This is a genomic window from Polaribacter butkevichii (genome assembly GCF_038024105.1).
GTDB classification, from domain to species: Bacteria; Bacteroidota; Bacteroidia; order Flavobacteriales; family Flavobacteriaceae; genus Polaribacter; species Polaribacter butkevichii.
The window spans coordinates 88,443-110,939 of the sequence record NZ_CP150661.1 but is presented as its reverse complement, the minus strand read 5'-3'; the positions used below and the strand labels follow the sequence as shown (position 1 = coordinate 110,939).

Genomic DNA, 22,497 nt, shown 5'->3' with positions numbered 1-22,497 from the left:
AAAATCGTTTTTTTTGAAAGGTTTTAAAACCTTGTTAGTCTTTATTCTTAACACCTACAAGGAAAAAAAGACCTTGCAGGTGGAATCTATCTTTTAATTTTTTTATCAATTATTTTTTTACTGAAACCTCTATTCTATCTATTTCACCTGTTCTTTCAAACATCATTTTAGAAATAGTACTGTTAAGAATTAAGATTTCTGATGTTGTTATTTTTCCGTTTGTAAAAAAGATTGTTACACTTTCTTCTCCTCTATTTTTATAAATAATAGGTACTTGACAATAGGTAAAACAAAGTGAATTTTCTTTTAATTCAATTGATTTTGCTTCTTTGCTAATTGATGTATACTTAAAAGTTTTTGGAGCTTTGATAAACTCACTACCTCTTAATAATCTTGGATTGAAAATGATTTTACCTTCTTTTACAAAAACACCTAATTCACCAATTCTGCTTAACACATCTTCTTTAACCTGACCTGTCATTCCTGGTTGTTGCGCTCCTTTTCCTCCTGGTGTATGAGAATATGGATCTGTTGGAAATGCACCATATAATTCTGGTGATTTATGCACACCAATTCCTGCTTGAATTTCATAATAATGATCTAATAATTGACCAATTACAGCTTCATCTTCCTTATTTTTAACCGCTAACAAGCAATTTTCTTGAACCGCTAATAATAGTTTTGAAACCATATGCCAATAAATAGAACCTAACCCTTCATAGCCAAAGAAAGTACCTGAACGACCTGTAAATGCTTTGTGATTAAAGACTCCTTCAAAAGTTTCTAGCAACAAATCAGATTCGTTTTCAATTAAATCTGAATACGTTTCTGGTAATTCTTTAAAAGCTCCTTTTAGACTATTGGCATTATTAAAGTTTGCATTAAAATGGTAATTGCCTAAGACATCTTTAGTAATGATTTGCGTGTTTCCATCACTAATTAATTTTGACAGTAATTTTGAGTTTTTTACAGCTTCTTTAGAAATCACATTTTTCTCATCAAAACGTGGTAAATCTTTATTCGGATATAAAATATAACTGTATTGATCTTCTCTAAACAACGCACTTGCTTTCATTCCGTCTAAAACTTTTAAAGCTTCTTTTGACGATAAATATCCAGCACTTAAAACAGCAACTTGCCCTTCTAACATTTCTGGTAAATAAGAAATAGACACCTCTTTATCATTCTTAATTGTCATTAAATTGTATGAATGATATAAATTATCTGCACGTTTGTTTCCTTTAATAGTATGCTCTAAATATTGCTTTGTAATGGTAAAAAATGCTAACAATTCTGTTTTAGAAATTGTACTTCTATCACTAGAAAATCCGTTTTCATAAATTGCAGTTCTAAATACACTTCCTGCTTCACCTAAACCATCTAAAACAGTTTTTCTCTCAGTATCTGAAACATTCCCTGAAAGGATGTTTTTATTTTGATTGAAAGTCGACACAACTTCATTAAAGAATGTTGCCAATTCAGATGAAATTTCAACTTCTTCTGTGGTTGATTTCGTAACTACTTTTTCGAAGAAATTGATAAATCTATTTAAGTAATTTAATGTTACCATAGAAACTCCGTTACCAACTAAAGCGTTGTTAGCGTCATTCCATTCCGGACGTTGCGTATTCATCCAAATACCTCCTTCTGGGATGAAGTTGGATACTTTTGCTAATACAGTTGCTAATAATTTTTCTATTAAATTAACTTTATAAATAAAGAAATTTTCATCTCTTAATAAAGCACCATCAGCTCCTAATTCTTCTCTTTTTTGATGAATTTTAGCATCTAATTCAAAATCGAAATCAATGGTATCTTTAGGGTTTTTAAGTATACTTTGATAATCTTTAATTTTATAAGGCACATTTGCGTACACAAAAATATCTTCAGAAAAACGTTTTTCTAATTGATTAGGATAATGGTTTTCTATAAATTCTAAGAATTTTAATAAGTAAATTATTTGATGATCTCCCCAATAACCAATGTAAGACCAAGGATCATTTTCTTCTATAGTTTCCCAATCAAAACCATCTTTGGTAACTCTATACGGATTGTAACCATCAAAAGTTGTTGCATTTAAAAACTTATGAATCATACTTTCTATAAAGGCTGGATATGAATGTGCTAAGGTTTCCCAATTCTGGAAAATATCACGCCAGTTCCCTTCATAATCTAAAATTTTAGAACCATCAATTTCATTTTTTGTGTTGATAGAAAACTTGTTCCAAGGTCTACTTGGATCACCGTGTCTTCTACTAAATTTTAATGGTAAATATTCAAAACAAAGTCTTTTAAAGTTTTTATCTTCATCGTTCTCTGCAATTTCAAGAATGGTATTTAATGTAAATTCCTCTGGTAAGTCATTTAACAATTCTTCTTTTTTCTTGATGACTTTTTTATTTGCCTTTGCAATGTATTTTATAAAATCTTCTTTCTCAATCTTATAATCATCATCAAAAGTACCACCACGCATTAAGTTAAAAAGCGTATTTGCAAAATGTCTTGTGTTTACTAAAGGATCGTTTGTTACTTGCAAACCATCTGCAGCACCTGTTAAAGCAATTAAGTTTTTAGTTCCTAATTCAATATCTTCTAAAATACTTTCATATAAATTTTCATCATTTAAAATCGCCTTAGAAATTATTTGAATATCGCCTATCGTTTGATTTACATTCGCAATAAAACTCCATTCTTTAGTTTCATTTGCTGATAATTCTAAATCTGCACTAATAAAATAAGCCCCTTTTTCTGCTTTTACATCTACTTCTTGATGTACCTCTTTTCCTCTTCTAAAATTATCTAATTGTAATGATGATAATAAATGAGTAGGATTTTTAATACCTAAAGACCAAACGATATTTGCTTTTAAAGCTTCACTTGGTTCTGCTTTATCAACAATAATTGCACTTAATGCATAAATACCTAAACCAGCTTCTGTTTGTAATTCACTCTTTTTATAAGCATCTACTAAATTACTGCGAGAGTTTTGTAAATCTGTTTCTACATCCGAAGGAATAATATTTTGTAAACCATCTAAAAATGTAATTTGTATTTTATCTGAAGAATTATTAATTAAGGTAGATTTTTTTACAAATCCGAATTTGTCAGAAGAACTCCATTGATATCTAAAAGTTACCTCTAAATCTTCATTAATTTCTTCGAAAATAACTTTATTACCAAAACTATTTTTATATAAGTTTTGTTTGGTTTTATACAACCCAATTTGTCTTTGAGAAAAAGGCTCCCATAAATAAATGTTTCCATTTTTAGAAACCTGAAAAATAGATTTACTTCCTGTTACATCTGCAGATTCCGTAATTTTATCATCCGTATAATACGGAAAAAGAGAATATTCACTATTTTTTCTACCAGCCGTAAGACCTCCATTACTAGAAATAAACATCCAATGATTTGAGTCTGAAACAATACTCATAAAGAAGGGTCTCATTTCATTACTGTTTGCAATTTTATAATAAACTTCATTGTCAAAATTTATCATTTCTCCTTTCACTTCTTGTGCTTGAAAGTCTGCTTTGTTTTTTCCTAAAAAGATGGTTTTGTTTGTCATTAAAATTGGTGTTCTAAAACCTCTGCAACAATTAAATAGAGGTTCTAATTAGTATTTTATTTCATTAGAATATTTTAAAATATTCTCTCTAATTTTATTTTTTTATTCTAAAACAACTTTATTATTTGCTGCTTTTATAAGAGCATCGTTTAGCTTAATTTCATTAAAATGTTTTAAAACTAAGCTTGTGGTCATTCCTTCTGAATACGGATTTAATTGATGCGCTTCTTTTAATGCATAATAAGCTGCTCTTGGATATAAAGTGTATAAACCTTTATTGTTTGTTGGTCCTTTTGCACAAATACCAAACCACTCCTCATTCATATTATTATGATTTTCTTGATAGTCATAATCATATGCTTTGGTTGCCCAAGAAGCATCATTATCATGTACATCTAAATTTATGGTTTGTCCGTATTTCCACCAACCATCACTAAATTGAAACGTAAAACCTCCTATTGCATTTTCTGCTTTACCCAAACCAGCAACGTTTTTATAAATCTCTTTCCAGTTTTCTACCAAGTAAAAAGCTTGCATTTTTTGATCTTCTTTATTATTGATTGCATTAAAAGCATCTGACCCGAATTCGGTAAATAGAACAGGCATATTCAGTTTCTTTTTTACAATATCAAAAGCATCTAAAAAAGATTTTCCTCGATACATATTGGTGCCATAAATATCTACGTCTTTACATTCTTCTGCTATAATATCAATAAACAAAAGATCACCATTACAAATAGCTATTGGATGAGAAGCATCTACCTTTTTCATTTGAACAGCCGCTTCATTCATCAATTTATACATTGCTCTGCCTCTTATTTCTCCTATTTTTTTCTTTTCAGTTTCTTCTTCAGGAAAATCTTCTGTTTCTGATCCTGCCCAAAAAAGCCCGTAATTATTTTCATTCCCTAAAAGAAACAATAACAAACCAGGGGTATTTTTATACGTTTTAGTCATTTGCACAACTTCTGCAAGCAAAGACTTTTGAGCATTAACATTTGTGTAATCTGTTTCTGGTTTCCAATTTCCGTTTATAGAAACTCCGTATCTACCAAAAGAATGGTTTAGCATGGTGTAAATACCATACTTTTCATAGATATAAGTAATCCATTTAGGTTGAATCCCTTCGTAAACACGAATTGTATTAACACCTAACTCTTTAAGCAAAGTCATTTCTGTTTCTAATGCCTTTTTTATAAATGCATTAGGTTGTTGCCATAAACTGTAAGAAAAATTGGTTCCAACCGGAAAATAATCCCAATTCATTCCGTTAATGATAAAATCTTCTCCATTAACCATTAAACGCATTCCTTGTTCATTCTTTAAAACAACTACTTCCTCCTTTTTTTTAGAACAAGAATTTAAGGCCAAAAAAATAAATATAATTGGCAAGAAAATATATTTCATAAGTATCTCTTTAAAAGTAAAACCTTACTATTTTGTAGGTAATAAAAGGAAGAAATAATAAGGTCAATCAATTAAAAACTGACCTTATTACACTTCTTCAATTAATTATTATTGATATACTTTTACGTAATCTATTTCCATAGTATCTTCAGTAAACGCTGCATCTACAGACCCTCCTAAAGTACCGCCCATTGCTACATTTAAAATTAGAAAGAAATCTGCATTAAAAGGTAATGTATCATCATTTGCTAATTCATAAAAAGGAACGTTATCTAAGTAAATTTTAACTGCAGTATCTGTCCATTCTACCGTATATAAATGAAATTCAGAAGCAGCATTTGCAACAGCTGTAGTTTCGCCATAACTAGCATTATTACTACCTGCAGTATTGTACCAATGTAACGTACCTAAAGTTGTATTTTTATCTGCCCCTGTTTGCTCCATTATATCTATCTCTCCAGAATGTGGCCAACCAATAGTAGAAAAATTAGCACCTAACATCCATATTGCTGGCCATGTACCTTGAGAACCTGGTAATTTAGCTTTTACTTCTACTCTACCGTAAGTAAACTCATACAATCCTTGAGATTTTAATCTTGCAGATGTATATCCACCGCTACCATCAGCTTTTGCTTTAATTTTTAAATAACCATCTTCTACAATTACATTTTCTGCATCATTGGTATAGGTTTGTAATTCTCCATTACCCCAACCACCTGCACCTAAATCATAGGTCCAATTTGCAGGATTTGGTGCTCCGTCTGTATTAAAATCGTCTTCCCAAGCCAAATCATTATAAATATAACTAGATCCTTTTACAGGTTTTGTAGATGTAAATTTATGATACCAAGCTGCTCCAGAACCAGACGCTGGGTCTTCTATAACTCTAACAATTAACTCACTACTAGAAATAGAAATAATATCATAAGTTCCAGAACCTACTAACCATCCCATAAAACCACCATCAGAAATTTCGAAATTTGTACCTCTATATGGCGCATTGTTATATGTACCTTCTGTACCTGCTTTAGATGTAGAAGGACCAAAAGCCACTGTTTTTACACCAAACATTTTTGTTGCTACAGTTTCATCATGACACTGATCACCTGCAACCCCTAAAACACCTGCATACGTACCAGGAACAAAAGCAGGTCCTACGGTTTGTTCAAATGTTAAACCATCTGCAGTTCTTGTAAAGACAAACTCATTATCATACATACATCCTTTTTCAGAATCCCAAGCTTTAATACCATTCCACCAAGCCTCATACGCAAATTCTCCGTTACCATAATCATCTGTAACAGGTCCTAAACCAACATGTAAATCTTTATCTGCTTGCCAGTACCATTTTTTACTATCTCCAATATTAGCACCACTTAATAAGTTTTCTGCTTCAACATCAGAAAAAGAACTAAACACTTCTACATCTATTGTTTTTGTTGATGAAACACCACCTGTACCATTTGCTTTTACAACAACAGTATAGCTATTTACACCCACTTTAGAAAACCTTTTTGATAAAACGCCTGATGGAGAAGCTACCGCTACACCATCAAAATAATATACATAAGAAGATGCATTTTCTGCAGTTGTAGTAAAACTTACTGTACCACTTCCATCTCCATAAAGATTGTCTGCATCTACACCAGCAATTTCTGCAGTGATAACAATATTTGTAGGAGCTACTATTTCTCCGAATTCATGCTCATTTTCTTGACACCCATAAAAAGCCGTCATTAACGAAAATAAGATTATATAAATATTTTTTATTTTTTTCATTTTTTATATTTTAGTTACGTTACAAGTAAATAATTGTTTTACTTAATTACTAGATAATGAAACATCATCTAAATTAACCATACCTACCGCTGCTCCTAAATCGAAAATGACTCTTGCGTCAGAGGCTCCAAATTCTGCTGCAGATAATGTTACAGAATAGGTTGTTCTTGTTGGTGTAATTTCTACCGTTTTAGAATCATTAGACCAAGGATCTGCACTTAAACCGATTCCTGCAATTATGGGTCTGTTTACGTCTGACCAAGCATCAAAAGTTAATGTGTACGTACTTCCTTGAATGATTTCTAATTTTTGACTTGCATTTACATCATAAGAATTACCTGCCGCCGTTACGTTTACAGAATAATAGGTATTACCTCCATCTGTTGCTACTGGAGCAGAAGTAGTGTCATCAACACCAATTAACCAAGCATCGCTTCCGTTTTCAAAATCTCCATTAACTATTATATTTCCTGTACCTATAATAAGCGATACATTGTCTAAATTTACCATACCTACTGCAGCACCTAAATCGAAAATAACTCTTGCATTAGAGGCTCCAAATTCTGCTGCAGATAGCGTAACAGAATAGGTTGCTTTTGTTGTTGTAATATCTACCGTTTTAGAATCATTAGACCAAGGATCTGCACTTAAACCGATACCAGCAAGTATAGGTCTATTTACGTCTGACCAAGCATCAAAAGTTAATGTGTAGGTATTTCCTTGAATAATTTCTACTTTCTGACTTGTATTTACATCATAAGGTTGACCTGCTGCAGTTACGTTTACGGAATAGTAAGTATTACCTGCATCTGTTACTACTGGCGCAGAAGAACTATCATCAATACCAATTAACCAAGCATCGCTTCCGTTTTCAAAATCTCCATTGATTAATAAACCATCATCAAAAGCAGGTGTATTTGTACTTGCTTTATAGAAATAAAGGTTATCTAAAAATACGGTTCCTTGTGGTGCTGCAGCAATAACTATTTGGTTGATATCTGAAAAAGGAACTCCAGTAAATTCTGATAAAGGAATATTAAAACTTAACCATTTACCTTTTTCTGTAATTGTATTTTCTACTTCAAACTCAATATTATCAGCACCATCATTATATCCTGTACCATTAAAGTCAACAAATTTCAATTTAAAGGTATCTACATTGGTGGTCCAAATATCAAAATGAACAAACTCCATTGATGATGCATCTATTGGTGAAGCTTCTGTAATTATACCCGCATAATTTAAATCTCTGTACGCCAAAACATTGTCGGCATCTACTGTAATTACTTCTTGTAAAGCTAAAGAAGACCAATCTGTAGTAAATGAATCTACGGTAGTTTGTGTGTATTTATCTGAAAATATAGAAATTACATCTGCCGCATCTCTTGTTGCAGGTTTTTGTGCAGCAACAATTGGCACTAAAATTTCTGTTACTTCAAAATCTGCCGTATATGTTGTTGTTTCTACAGCACCACCTTTAGCAATAACTTTTACAGAGTAAGTACCTGCTGTTGGATATTGATAAGAAATTACATCGCCAATATTACCTGTTAAAACTGGTTGCGTAACACCATCTTCTCCCGAGTAAAACTCAAAAGTAGCAGCATAATCTGCAGTAGCAGTAACATTTACTTGTTTAGAAACGGCTACATCATTCTCTAAAGTAACCTCTAAATTTTCTGGAGCTTTAAATGAAACGACTAATTCTTGCGTTGCTTCTGTTGTATCTCCTTTGGTATTATAAGCTACTATTTTTATAGTATAAGTACCTTCTACATAAGTGTGTTGAGCACTTTTACCTGCTTCAATACCTTTTTCTTCTGGAGTTGCATCTCCAAAAGAAACATCAAAATAAGACCCTCCATCTGCCGTTGGTAAAATTGTTACCAACCCAGAGTTATCTTGAGATAAATTATAACTTGCAGCCACATTAGTTGGCGCAGCAATAGTATCTAAAAAGTCTAAACTTCTATCCTCTTCTGTACACGCATTAATAATTAGTAATAGTATTAATGCTTTATATATTATTTTAATTTTCTTCATCCTTATAAATATTAATATTTATCATTTTGTGACCAATTTCCTTGAGAAAACTGTATTTCTTCTACAGGTATAGGAAACACCTCATTTTTACCTGTGGTAAAACCTGGTATTTGAGTTCCTCTTCCTGTTCTTACTAAGTCAAAAAACTGATGACCTTCTCCAACTAATTCTACTCTACGTTCATGATAAATAGCCGCAGTTAAATTAGTACCTGTTGTTGTTATGTTATGATCTGTATTACCAAAAGCTCTTTCTCTAACTCTGTTTAAGTATGTTTTAGCTTTGACATCGTCTGCAGAAGGTCTTCTATTAAAAGCTTCTGCCGCCATTAATAATACATCTGCAAAACGTATTGCTCTGTAATTATTAGGATTTGTTATATTTAAATCTCCTGCTGCATCTGCATTTCTTTTTCTTGGAAGGTATTTTCTATTAAAAAAACCTGTATGCTCATAACCTGTTGTAAATTGTGCACCTGTAGCAGCAGACCAAGCATCGATATCTAAAATAGCAACCTCTTTTCTATTGTCTCCATCTTCAAATTCATCTACCACTTCTTGTGTAGGTACATTAAAACTAAAGCCTGATGTAAATAAATCTCCATCATAACCTCTAATTCCCTGAAAACCTACTGCCACATTCCCTTCACTACATTGTAAACAATCGAAACCTGCTCCCTGAGTATCTGTATATTGAACTTCGAATATAGAACCCGATCCGTTTTCTCCATCAAATTCAAAGATTTTATTGTAATCAGATTCTAACATATAAGGACCATTCTGAATTAAATTTTCTAAAACTGTTGATGCTTCTAAAAATTTATCTTGATACAAATATGCTTTTCCTAACAATGCTTGTGCCGCTCCTTTTGTAGCTCTACCAACTTGTGGTGCTGTATAAGATAGGTTAGCAATTGCATATTCTAAATCTGCTTCTATTAAAGCATACACATCTGCTTTTGGCGATCTTGGGATTGTTTTTTCATCCCCCAAAACGAAACGTCCTTCTGGTTTAATAGGAATATCTCCAAACCATTTTACCAATTCAAAATTATAATACGCTCTTAAAAAATGAGCTTCTGCAATGATAACTTCTTTACCTGTAAAGTCTGTTTTGTCTTGAAATTCTAAAATGTATGCAGCTCTATTAACACCACCATACATCCAACTCCAAAGATTTTGAAGTTGATCATTAACAGGTGTGTGCGTCATATCATCTACTTGTTGATACCCTGGTACATCTGTAGCACTTTCTCCTCCTGCCAAAGTATTGTTTGATGCAATTTCTCCCATTAATACATTGATAAATGTAGATTGTAAAGGGTCGTACGCAGCAACTAAAGCATTGTAATAGTCTGTTTCTGAATTGAAAAAAGATTCAGAATCTTCTGCGTAAATTTTAGAATTATTTAAGTAATCATCAGAACATGCGCTTAAAATAAATAAGCTTGTCATAAAGATGAATCCTAATTTTATTTTTTGTTTATAATTTCTCATCTTTTATTTTTTAAAATGTAACATTTAAGCCTAATAAAAACTGTCTTGCAGATGGATAATTCCCAGAATCGATACCAGCTCCTATTGCTCCGTCATTTATAGAAGGATCATACCCAGTGTAATCTGTTAGTGTAAATAAGTTGTTTATAGATGTGTACAATCTTAATTTAGACACCCCAACTTTTTCTAATAATTCTGGTGCAAAATTATACCCAATTTGTATGTTTTGCATACGTAAGAAAGAAGCATCTTCTACAAAGAAATCTGAAAACAATTTGTTGTTTGTTGCGTCATTTGTAAGTCTTGGTACAGAGTTGCTTGTTCCTGCTCCTGTCCATCTATCTAAATAATAAGCTGGTTTATTAACATTTGGTAAAAAACGTTCAAAGTTTCTAACCATATCTTTCCCTAACTCTGCATATAAATAAGCTGTAAAATCCCAATTTTTATAGGTAGCTGACACATTAAAGCCCATATAATAATCTGCTTGCGGATTCCCAATATTAGTTCTATCATCAAAATTTATAACTCCATCTCCATTCATATCTTTATATCTAATATCTCCTGGTGATGTTACAGTAGCCCCTAACCCAGACTGTGAAGGATGTGCATCTACTTCTGCTTGAGTTTGAAAAATACCATCTGTTTGCAAGCCTAAGAAATACCCAATTGGTTGCCCAACTTCCATTCTAGAAGGAGCAAGGTTTCCGACAGCAAAATTACCTCCTTCTACAAAGGCGTCATCTAAAACTTCGGTTACCTCATTTTTTACGTAGGTTACATTGTAACCAAAATTTAATGTAAAATCATCTTTAGAAATTGCCTTATAATTAATAGCTAATTCTCCACCCGTGTTTTTAGAAGTACCTGCATTTACTGTTGGGTTTGCTCCTCCTGGTGCAGCAGAACCTAATAAACCAGAAACCGGAAAGTTTTCTATTAATAAATCTTTTCTTGTTTCTTCAAAATAATCTGCAACAATAGTAAGTTTATCATTAAACATATTTAAGTCTACACCAATATCTAATTTCTGTGCAGTTTCCCATGTTGCTGATGGATTAGATAAAGCACCTTGCGCAGTACCATCTACTAAACTTCCACCAAACACATATTCACCTTCTCCATTTAATAAAGACCTGTATAAGTTATCACCCACCAAGTTTCCTAAAGTACCATAACTTGCTCTTAATTTTAAGAAAGAAATAGTTTCACTATCTTTTAAGAAATTTTCATCAGAAATTTTCCAACCAGAAGTAATAGACCAAAAATTATCTACTCTTTGATCTTCTGCAAAAACAGAAGCGCCATCTCTTCTTATTAACCCAGAGAACAAGTATTTACCTTTATAATCATATTGAATTCTACCAAAAAATGAAGTCAATCGTATATCTCCATTACCAGTATTTAAACTTCTTTGTTCGCTTTGTGAATTTGTTAAGCTGATATCTGCAAAATCATAAGAATTGTTTGGCACATCAAAACCAGTAGTATAAATACCATCAAACAAATCATTTTGTACACTTGTACCTAAAGTAAAACTTGTGTTATGGTTTTCTGCAAATGTTTTTTGATACGTTGCAAAAGTTTCCCAATTTACTCTTGTTGATGTTGTTTTATACTGATAAACAGAACTTTGTGTTTTATTATACACTTTACTAGAACCGTAATCTTGTATTGGTGTAAAAGAGCGTTGTTTTTCGTTATAAATTTTATAACCAAGACGAGAAACTACATTTAAACCTTCTATTGGTTTGTACTCTAACTTAAAGTTTCCTTCAATTCCGTTTCCATTATTTTCACCATAAGTGTTTTGTAATAAAGACAAAGGGTTTACAACCTCTATCCCTAAAAAGTTATTGGTATCGTTTTCTGCAACACCAAAAGTTGGGGCATAATTTAAACCATTAAATAAAAGAGATCCATCAAAACCTTGAGAAGCACTCGTAAAGTAGTTTGCAATTACAGAAAAGTTTAATTTATTATTGATATCTACCCCTAAATTTAATTTGATATTATTTCTAATAAAATTAGATTTATCTTTAGCAATAATACCATCTTGTTCTGTACGAGATGCACTAACAAGATATCTAAAACTTTCTCCACCACCAGATAAACTAATATTATGATTCATTAATAAAGCATCATTAAAAAGTTCATCTTGCCAATTGGTTCCTTTTCCTAAAGAACCAACATTAGCAAAAGGCACTGTTTGTCCGCTTGCAGCATACGCTTCATTTAAAACCAAAGCATACTCGGTTGCATTTAAATAATCTAACTTTTTGGTAGTTTGTTGAAAAGCAGCATAAGTATCATATCTTACAGTGGCTTTCTTATTTTTCTTACCAATTTTAGTAGTTACTAAAACAACACCATTTGCTCCTTTAATACCATAAATAGCGGCTTGTGCATCTTTTAAAACTGTAATCGATTCAATATCATTAGGGTTAATACTGTTTAAATCACCTTGATAACCATCTATTATTGTTAATGGTTGGTTGTTGGTGTTTGAACTTACCCCTCTAATTAAAATATTAACCTTAGCACCTGGAGCACCAGAAGACAAGTTTACAGCAACACCAGAAGTGGTACCTTGCAAGGCACTTGTTGCGTCTATAGGCTTTAAAGCATCTAATGTTTTTTCTCCAACAATAGATACAGAACCTGTAACATCTTTCCTTTTTTGTTTACCATAACCAACAACCACAATTTCATTTAAAGTCTCTGCCGCTTCTTCTAATAAAACGTTTACAGTTTGTTGATTAATAATTACTTCTTTTTTAGCATATCCTAAATAATTAAAGACAAGTGTTGCCCCTATATCTACTTTAGAAAGACTATAAAGTCCATCAAAATCAGTTTGAATTCCAACTGCTGTTCCTTTAATTAATATACTTACTCCAGGCAATGGATCTCCTGTTTTAGCATCTTTAACAACACCCTTTACATTTATAGTTTGTGCCGAAACACAAATTCCGATAAATAAAAAGAGTAATAATGTGATTTTTTTTCTCATGAATTTAAAATTATTATTAGTGGTATAAAATTAAGCCTTCATATTAGTAAATTGACAAAAACAACCACAACAAAAAACATACATCGTAAAAAAAGCACTGCAAAAACAGTAAACTCTTAATAAACATAAGGTTTTAGAAACATGTTAAATATTACCTTGTACAGAAGATATATTAACCTTGTTGTGGTATTGTATAGGTAAAAAACAGCCTTGTTTGGTTACTAAATTTCTAAGATGTAGTTGGTTAAATTTGAGTCGTGAGGTAAGTCCATTTTTTTTCTTAATCGATACCTTTTAACCTCTACACTTCTTGGAGATATATTTAATAAAGGAGCAATTTCTTTAGAAGATAAGTTCAGTCTTAAATAAGCACAAAGCCTTAAGTCATTAGGTGTTAAATTTGGATGCTTATCTTTTACTTTTTTAAGAAAGTTTTTGTCTGCATTATTAAATGCTTCTTGAAACATTTTCCAATCATCAGAATTATTTAAGTTCTTATCTATAATCTTAATTACTTTTAAAGTATTTTTTCCATCACCGTTTATCAATTCGGTTTTAATGGTATTTAAAAAATCATTTTTCTTAATAATATTCATAGTAGAACTTGCCAATTCCCTACTCTTACTGTCTATATCTACTCTTAATTTTTCATTATTCAATTTCATTATTATCTGAGAATTTTCTAGCTCCTTTAACTTTAGTTCTTTCTGAGCTTTCTCTAATAAAATTTTGTTTTTCAATTTGTATCTTCTTCTGTAATAAATATTTATCATTACAATAATAAAAACAACAGATAACGTATAAAAAACTAAAAATAAGTTACTTAAATAATAAGGTCTTTCTATAGAAAATGAAAAAGATTTAACATCAGTTGTCTCGTTACCATATTTCCCTTTTACATTAAACACATAATCTCCGTAAGGTAAATTTTCAAATAGCTGAGAAGAATTCTCTGACCAATCAGACCAATTACTAGACAAACCTTCTAACTGATACTGATATTCATTTTTAATAATTTTATCATATTTTAAAATACTGTAAGAAAAATCAATATTATTTTGTTTGTTTTCTAAGACAACCTCTCCTGCTAATGATAAATTGGTTTTTATATCATCTATTTTATTTACAAGAACCTTCTGAAAAGATATAGCTATATCTTGTTGCTTAGTTTCTATAGCATCATTTAACAATAAATAACCTCGGGAAGTACCTATTAAATAATTATTATCGCTAATTTGTGTTAGGTTCTCAAAACCTAAAACATTGTTTCTTATAGATGCAGCAATGGGTATACGTTTTACCTGCGGCTTTAAACTAATACTGTTAGAAGTAATAAAAAGAATGTTATTATTAGAAAAACTATAAAATGTATTCTTTTTTTCTGGCAACTTTCTTATAGTTGTAATATTTTCAATATCATTTAAAACATTGGTAAACAATGTATCCTTACTAAAACCTCCTGTTGGTTGTTTTTTAAAAATCCCTTTAGAAGAAGAATAATACAAATGATTACCGAAAGAAAAAACATTAGATCCATAACCTTCTTCTGGTACATGAATTTTGTTTTGAAGAAGCACCTTAGAATAATTCTCATCTATTTTTAACTCATAAAATCCTTTTAACTCATGATTTACGTACAATTTATCTTGATAAAATTCGTAAAACCTACTAGAAATATTAAACCCATCAATTTTATTTCTAAACTTCCACACCCCGTTTTGTTTCTCTAAAATAGATAAACCTTGGTAAGTTCCTTGAATTAAAATATCCTTATTATTGGGCACCTTTTTTACATTCCAAGTTCCTAACTGTTCTGGTATGGTACTGCTAATTTTTTTATTTTTTATGATAAACGTCCCTTTATCATGTCCACAAAAAAGATTTCCGTCAATTTCTTTTAGAAACCATACCTGCCCTTCAGTTCCTTTAATTATTTTATATTTTAAGTCTTTGTCTTTAAAAAACAACCCTTGGTTTGTACCTAAATAAAGCTCATTATCAAAAAAGAACGAAGTATATACTGTACCTAAATCACCATCTTCATCTTCAAAAATTTTAAATGCAGAAGAGATATTTATATAATTAATTCCGTTGTCTAAACCAATCCAAATATTATCTGTTTTATCTTGAAATAAAGAAAGAGCTGTATTATTACTTAATCCATTTTTTCTATTAACCGTAGAGGTAATTTTTCCTTCTGAGTTTAAAAAAATAATTCCATTAGAAATGGTACCCAATACAAAACTGTTGTCTTTTAGTTGAATTGCACTAAAAACAGAAAATTTTTCTTTGTTTAAATCTGTTTCTTTCCATACAACATCATTCCCTTTTACACTAACAAAACCTTTTTCTTCGGATAAAAAGACAAGCTCTTTATTATGATAAAAACAATTAATAACTTTATTGTTTCTAAAAAAATTAGCATCAGAAAACACCTTTTCTTCTCCGTTTTCTAGCGTAAATATCCCTTTGTTCTTTTTTTGAAAAAAAATGGTATTATTAATTACAAAAAGTCCTGAGATTGTTTCATTAGAATCAATTATTTTAACATCTTTGGCCAATCTATTTACAAAATAGATTCTTGTTTTAGATTGAAAAAGCACCCAATCTTGATAAAAATTAACGCCCCAAAATTCTTCTCCTTCTTTTAATTTTATTTTTAAATCTTCTACTAAAGAACTATATTCTAAAAGACCTTTATCGTTTTTTTTCCAAAAACCAAAATCCATAAAAGAACCTGTATAAATTACATCTTTTTTAATTTTTAAGGATCTAAGAATTGGGTTTGAATAATGTGAATACAATTGCCAGTGCTCTCCATTATATTCTAAAAGACCACCATTATTGGCTACGTAAATTAAATTATCTTCAGATTGTGCAATTCCCCAATTCTGGTTCTGAGCTTTATAGTTTTCTGGTGTAAATATTTTTATAGGCGGCAACTCTTGAGCATAACTAATTGATGCTATATAAAGAAGAAACAAAAAAAGTAAAGTTCTACACATATCTGTTTTAGTAATGTTTGGTTACTAAGTTACATTAAATATTGTAAAACTTATAAAAAAAGGTACAATTGTATGGTTTTTGTATGGGTAATTAATCTTCTTATTTTTCTAATAAAACAATATTAAAATCTGAATTTACAGTTACTTTTCCTTCTTTAACGGTTACCATTTGATTAGAATAAAAATCGTTCAGTTTATCTCCATTTTTAAATACGGATGAAACTGAAAGTGTTTTACTTCCTTTTGGTAAATCGATACCGGCAATAATTTTATCTTCGTTTCTTACTCTTGAAAAAACCAAACCGTTTTCTTCTGAAATTAATTGATGTTTTCCTGCGCCAACTGCTGGGTGGTTTGCTCTAAACTGACCTAATTTTTGCCAATGATTTAGAATATCTTGAGTTTCTTTTTCGTTTTCTATAGCGTTCCAATTCATAAAAGAACGTAGAGTTGCATCACCAACAGTACCGTCAATAATTAAACTTCTTGCAGACTCATCACCATAATAAACTTGCGATGTCCCTGGCGTTAACAACAACATGGTTGCTGTTTTATAAGGCATTTTTCTTTCCTTATCAAAAGGTTGTCCATCATCATGAGAAGTCATATAATTTAGAATACCATATCCTTTTAAATTATCCTGAAGAAGTGTGTCATATTTTTTAAAGACCTCTTTTTCTGCCATTTGTTTTACATTCCATTTCAATTCAAAGTTGATTAAACTATTAAAAGCTTTGTCAAAATAATTTACCTTTTTTTCTCCCAAATGAAAGGCTTTTCCATCAGAAATTGTATAATTATATACCTCACCCACTAAATAAAAATTATTTGTATCTAATACTTTATCTGGATTGTTCTTTTTATACGCTGCAAAAGCAACATCACATTCTTGCCTAAATTCTTGCCAAACAAATTCCTCAGTATGTTTTACGGTATCTACTCTATAACCGTCAATTCCAAATTCTGTAATATAATCTGTTAACCATTTCATTATATAAAAACGTGGCGCTCTAGGGTGTCCTGTTCTTGTAAAAAAGGCATCTAATTCTTCCATTTCTTGCTTATAACGTCCTTCTGCTTTCCACTTTTCCATTAACTGTGGCGGCAATGCAACATTATCATTACTTTCAGTTTTAATATCTGGTAAATTTTTTACCAACGTACACGAAATGGTATGTTCATAACTATCATAAGAACATTGCGGACTCGTTCTTACCCAATCGGAAGGCCAAACAGGATCTTTCTCTGTAACAGGCCCCGTGTGATTGATTACTGCATCTAATAAAACACGAATTCCGTTTTTATGAGCAAGGGCAACCAATTCTTTTAAATCTTCTTTGGTTCCAAAATTAGGATCTATTTTTGTCCAATCTTTTGCCCAATATCCATGAAAACCATAAGACAAACCAGTTCCTTCATCGGTTCCTCCATGAATTTGCTCTACAATGGGCGTCATCCAAATGGCGTTAATCCCTAGTTTTGTAAAATACCCTTCTTTTATTTTTTGTGTAATTCCTTTGATATCACCGCCTTTAAAACCACGTAATTTTCCGGTTTCTTTAGTTCTATCAAAATTAATATCATTGGTGGTATCACCATTATTAAAACGATCTGTCAACAAAAAATAAATATTTGCGCCTTCCCAAACAAACTCTTTGTTTACAGTTTGTGCTGTTACTTTTTCTGTTGATGATTTTTCTTTACAACTAAAAACGGTTGCTAAAAGGAATATGAAGAGTATTTTTTTCATGCGTATTGTTCCATTTAAATTCCTCCTACAAGGTCTTTTTATACCTTATAAGTGTTTATTAATTAATCTTATAATACCTACAAGGTTTTGAAAACCTTGCAGGATATATGAAAGTTATTTTTTAATTTTCAATATAAAAGACTCTAACGGTTTTACATCTACTCTAACCCTAGCTTCACCATTTTCTACTTTTAAAGTTGATGCATACTTTTTATACAATTGGTCTTCTAGTTGATATTCGCCATCTTTTAAGTTCCATTTTTCAATAACCTCCTTAGGTAAACCTAACTCAAAACCATAAGTGTCATGAGCATTAAAATTAGAAACGATTATTAATTTTTCATCACCACTCCAACGAACAAAAGACATTACTCTTTCATTATACCATTCTGTATGCTGACGATTAAAATGATGAATGTCTTGGTATTCTCCCATCAAAGCATCGCTTGTAATGGTGAAATTTAATAGACGCTTGTAAAAATCTCTTAATGATTTTTCTGCATCCGTAGATTGACCACCATCAAACTTCTTGTTATTTACCCATCTCTGAAGTGTTGGCACGCCTATATAATCGAAAATAGAAGTTCTAGACGGAGTTCCAAACCCCGCATTTTCTGCTCCTGGTTCACCAAATTCTTGTCCGAAATAAACCATGGTTGGCGACGTAGAAATAGTAGCAGAAACTACCATTGCTGGTTTTGCTTTTAAGGCGTCTCCTGCAAACTCTGGACTCGCAATTCTTTGTTCATCATGGTTTTCTAAAAAATGCAACATATTGTGCTCAATATCTTTTAAATCTTCTTGAATTGGCGCAATATGATCTGTAATTCCGTGTCCTTGCATAATATGTTTAATGGTATCATACAATTGAACTTTGTCATACAAATAATCCATTTTTCCTTTTCTAATGTAATTTCTATATTCATGCGGATTGTACACTTCTGCTAATAAAAAAGCATCCGGATTTTTCATTTTAATCGCAGAATTCATAAAACTCCAAAACTCTACAGGCACCATTTCTGCCATGTCATATCTAAAACCATCAACACCTTTTGCGGTCCAATACAAAGCAATATCTCTAAATTTAATCCAAGAATTGGGTATTTTTTTATCTTGCCAAAAAGCAAAATGTTTTTTATAATCTTCGTTTTCAAAACCTTGTGGCAATTCATCAAAATCTTTTCTTCCGTCTGGAGAAACGCCATAATTTACTTTTACAGTTTCGTACCAATCATTAAAATGTGGTTTTGCAGCACGCGATCCATTTCCTGTCCATTTTGCAGGATTTTCAACAAATTTATGATCCGATAAAGGATTTTTTTCTCCACCTAAAGGCAAATAACCATTTAAAAAATCTGGTACTTGAAATGTTTCATTAGGCACATAATAAAAATTATTATTTACATCATACTCCACTGTTTTATCATCATCTGCACCAAAATCTTTTGTCCCTTTAGGGTTTGATAAACTTTGGTAATTTCTTGCAACGTGGTTGGGTACAATATCAATAATTACTTTTAATCCTACTTTATGAGAACGTGCTATTAAAGCTTCAAATTCTTCTAATCTATTGGCAACATTTACAGCCAAATCCGGATTTACATTGTAATAATCCTTAACTGCATACGGAGAACCTGCTCTTCCTTTTACAATATCTGGATCGTCATTAGAAATGCCAAATTTTGTGTAGTCTTTAATTACATCATGATGCGGAACTCCTGTGTACCAAATATGAGTAACTCCTAAATCTTTAATTTCAGACAATGCTTTTTCTGTAAAGTCGTTGAATTTACCTACACCGTTTTCCTCTATAGTTCCCCAAGGTTTGTTGGTGGTATTTGTATTACCAAATAAACGTGTAAAAACCTGATAAACAACTGCTTTTTTCTGTGGATTTGTACTCATCATTTTATTTTTTGATATTTTTTCTTTTGAACAACCAATTATTGTTGATAAAATTAATACGGATAAAACGCTGTATATTTTTCTCATAATCGATTTTTATTTTAATGTAATTTTTATTTTTATTTCTTCTGTTGGATTCCAGTTTACTGGAATTTTTAAAATGTTATTTTCTAGGTGTGCATTTTCTGTTCTTTTTCCGTCTACTTTTATTTTTCTCGGGTTCCAATTGATGTTATGAATAACCAACAATATTTCTTTTTGCTGTGGATTCCAGTTTTTGCCAAATTCTGCTTCCATTTCAATTTCTAAACAACGTTTGGTAATTTCTGCTTCAAATTCTAAAAATTCAAATTCTTCTTTTTCAAAAGCATTCGATAATAATCCATTGTCATTGTAAAATTCTCTTTCACTCTCTTTTACTGCAGCATCATAATAGTAATGCACTTCTAAATTATTGCCATCAAAAGCATCTGAAGTTTGTACCACTTTTGTCATCGCAATAAATGCCCCTCCTCTTACATATGTAGGAATCGAATTTTCATTAACAGCAACATTTATTGTTTGTCCTCCTGCCACTTTTTCATCCGAATAAAAATTGAACCAATTTGCTGTTTTAGGAAAATAAATTTCTTTGGTTTTTAGAGAGTCTTTTAAAATTGGGGTTATTAAAAAATCCTTTCCCCATAAATAAGTGGTTGAATTTGTCATTAATTTTAAATCATCTTCTTCAAAGAAAATAGGACGCATTAAAGGTGTTCCTTTTTGATTGTTTTGAAAAGCTAAGTTGTAATTATAGGGTAATAATTTATAGCGTAATTCAATAGCTTCTTTCGCCATTTTTTTCGCGTTGTTACTTCTAAAAACAGGTTCACTTGCCACACCTTCTTGCGCATGTGGTCTAAATATAGGTTGAAAAACACCGTATTGTAACCAACGTGCATATAAATTATCATCTAAATTATCACCTGCAAATCCGCCCAAATCAGAGTGCATATACCCTAAACCTTGCATGCCCATTTGTAAGGCAATTTCTGGTTGAGATTGCAATCCGCCCCAAGTTCTGTTTACATCTCCAGACCAAGGAATCATTCCAAATCGTTGCGAACCAGAAGATCCTGCGCGCATTAAAATAAACGGTCTTTCTTTTGGAAATTCTTTTTGATACCCTTCAAAAATTAAACGTGCCCAATCATGCCCATAAATATTATGAATTTCGTCGGCTTTTTTATTTTTAAAATTTACCCAAGAAGGCAATACTTCTGGTTCTCCTAAATCTCCCCAAAGCCCTTTTGCTCCTAAATTTATAATTTCTTTATAGATATTCCAAAACCACTCTTTTCCTTCCTTTTTATAAATATCTACAATCCCTGTATTGCCAAAATAAAAATCATATTTAGCAGGATTTCCTACAGAATCTTTGGCTAAAACATCTTTTTCTACCGTTTCTTTCCATTTTTTAGAGTTCGATAAAATAAAAGGTTCTGTTATTAAAACTGTTTTTACTCCTTTATTTTTTAAACGAGTAATCATTGCTTTCATATCCGGAAAAGAATCTTTGTATACTTCTAAATTCCCCATGGTCCCTTGCAACGTTTTTCCAAACCAATACAAATCTAAAATAACAGCATCTACAGATATTTTTTCCTCTTGAAATTTAGCTATGGTTGCCTCCGTTTCTCGTTGAGAATGATACCCAAATCTACTCGAAAAGTTACCCAAAGTCCAACGTGCTGGCAAAGGTTGTTTCCCTGTTAAATCGGTGTAATTTTCTACCAAATCCATCCAAGAATCTCCCACAATAACTTGGTAGGTTTTACGGCCAGAAATGGTTTCGTAGTTTAAAGTATTGTTTTTTTTGCTATCCAAATCTAAATAACCAATGGGTGCATTATCAAAATGAAGCATGTATTTTTTTGATGAAATTACAATGGGTAAAGTAAAATTCATTAATGCTGCTTGCGTTTCATAACCATATTGCGCTCTATTATACAATGGCAATCTATTGCCTCTTCTATTCATACCCAACGCTCTTGATCCTGCTCCATATAGAATTTCGTCTGAAGTTAAATTGAATTCTATTTTTTCTGTTTCGGCAGCAACAATATTACCTTTTACCAATTCCATTGGTTGATGTTTGGATTTTAAATATCCTGTTTTTTCTGATGTAATTTCCTTATCCTTATAAAAATAAGATATCTTAAAAGGCTTTTTCTGAATTTTTACCGAAACTCCTTTTGTAGAAAAATTAACAAAAGTTGATGACTCCATAAATCTAGCATCCGTGTAAGTTGGTTTTAAAACAACTGCATGAGAGTTGGCTACAAAAGTTTCTCCTTTAGGTATAAAAGAGGTTTCTACTATTTTAGAATTGTAAAACTGAATTCTATAAGATCCGTCTGTTACCTCAACCTGTAAAAAATTTCCGTCTTTAAAAGTTGCTTTTTTAAAACCTCTTTTAGAATTTTGAGCGAATGTAAAAACAGTAAAAAAAAGTAATAAAAATAGAATGATATATGTTTTCATCTGATGAT

At 31.2% G+C, this 22,497-nt stretch carries 10 protein-coding genes; all 10 read right to left on the bottom strand.

Annotation, left to right across the window (positions count from 1 at the left end; genetic code table 11):
* Positions 1-109: 109 nt before the first annotated feature.
* The 10 genes from WG951_RS00410 to WG951_RS00365 all read right to left on the bottom strand — a co-directional run bounded on the left by WG951_RS00410 (position 110) and on the right by WG951_RS00365 (position 22,489).
* Complete coding sequence (locus WG951_RS00410) at positions 110-3,568, bottom strand: hypothetical protein (RefSeq protein WP_105048243.1); 3,459 nt, start codon at positions 3,566-3,568, stop codon at positions 110-112.
* Between the two features lie 102 nt (positions 3,569-3,670).
* A complete protein-coding gene (locus WG951_RS00405) occupies positions 3,671-4,975 on the bottom strand; it encodes a glycoside hydrolase family 2 TIM barrel-domain containing protein (RefSeq protein ID WP_105048242.1) in 1,305 nt (434 codons plus the stop codon).
* 108 nt (positions 4,976-5,083) lie between these two features.
* A complete protein-coding gene (locus tag WG951_RS00400) occupies positions 5,084-6,754 on the bottom strand; it encodes a glycoside hydrolase family 16 protein (RefSeq protein ID WP_105048241.1) in 1,671 nt (556 codons plus the stop codon).
* 42 nt (positions 6,755-6,796) lie between these two features.
* Positions 6,797-8,797: a carbohydrate binding domain-containing protein gene (locus WG951_RS00395; protein WP_105048240.1), complete on the bottom strand. Its 2,001-nt coding sequence runs from the start codon at positions 8,795-8,797 to the stop codon at positions 6,797-6,799.
* An 11-nt stretch (positions 8,798-8,808) separates the two neighbouring features.
* Positions 8,809-10,293 carry a RagB/SusD family nutrient uptake outer membrane protein gene (locus WG951_RS00390; RefSeq protein ID WP_105048239.1) on the bottom strand — a complete coding sequence of 495 codons (1,485 nt, stop codon included), beginning with the start codon at positions 10,291-10,293 and terminating at the stop codon, positions 8,809-8,811.
* Positions 10,294-10,303: 10 nt separating this feature from the next.
* Complete coding sequence (locus WG951_RS00385; RefSeq protein ID WP_105048238.1) at positions 10,304-13,306, bottom strand: SusC/RagA family TonB-linked outer membrane protein; 3,003 nt, start codon at positions 13,304-13,306, stop codon at positions 10,304-10,306.
* A 221-nt stretch (positions 13,307-13,527) separates the two neighbouring features.
* The gene (locus WG951_RS00380) at positions 13,528-16,311 is read right to left on the bottom strand and encodes a helix-turn-helix and ligand-binding sensor domain-containing protein (protein ID WP_105048237.1); all 2,784 of its coding nucleotides are present in this window, start codon (positions 16,309-16,311) and stop codon (positions 13,528-13,530) included.
* Between the two features lie 100 nt (positions 16,312-16,411).
* Positions 16,412-18,061, bottom strand: a complete 1,650-nt coding sequence (locus WG951_RS00375; RefSeq protein WP_105048236.1) for an alpha-amylase family glycosyl hydrolase — start codon at positions 18,059-18,061, stop codon at positions 16,412-16,414.
* 114 nt (positions 18,062-18,175) lie between these two features.
* Entirely contained in the window at positions 18,176-20,053 is a 1,878-nt protein-coding gene (locus tag WG951_RS00370; protein ID WP_105048235.1) for an alpha-amylase family protein, read from the bottom strand.
* Positions 20,054-20,062: 9 nt separating this feature from the next.
* Positions 20,063-22,489, bottom strand: a complete 2,427-nt coding sequence (locus tag WG951_RS00365) for a TIM-barrel domain-containing protein (RefSeq protein WP_105048234.1) — start codon at positions 22,487-22,489, stop codon at positions 20,063-20,065.
* Positions 22,490-22,497 lie beyond the last annotated feature (8 nt).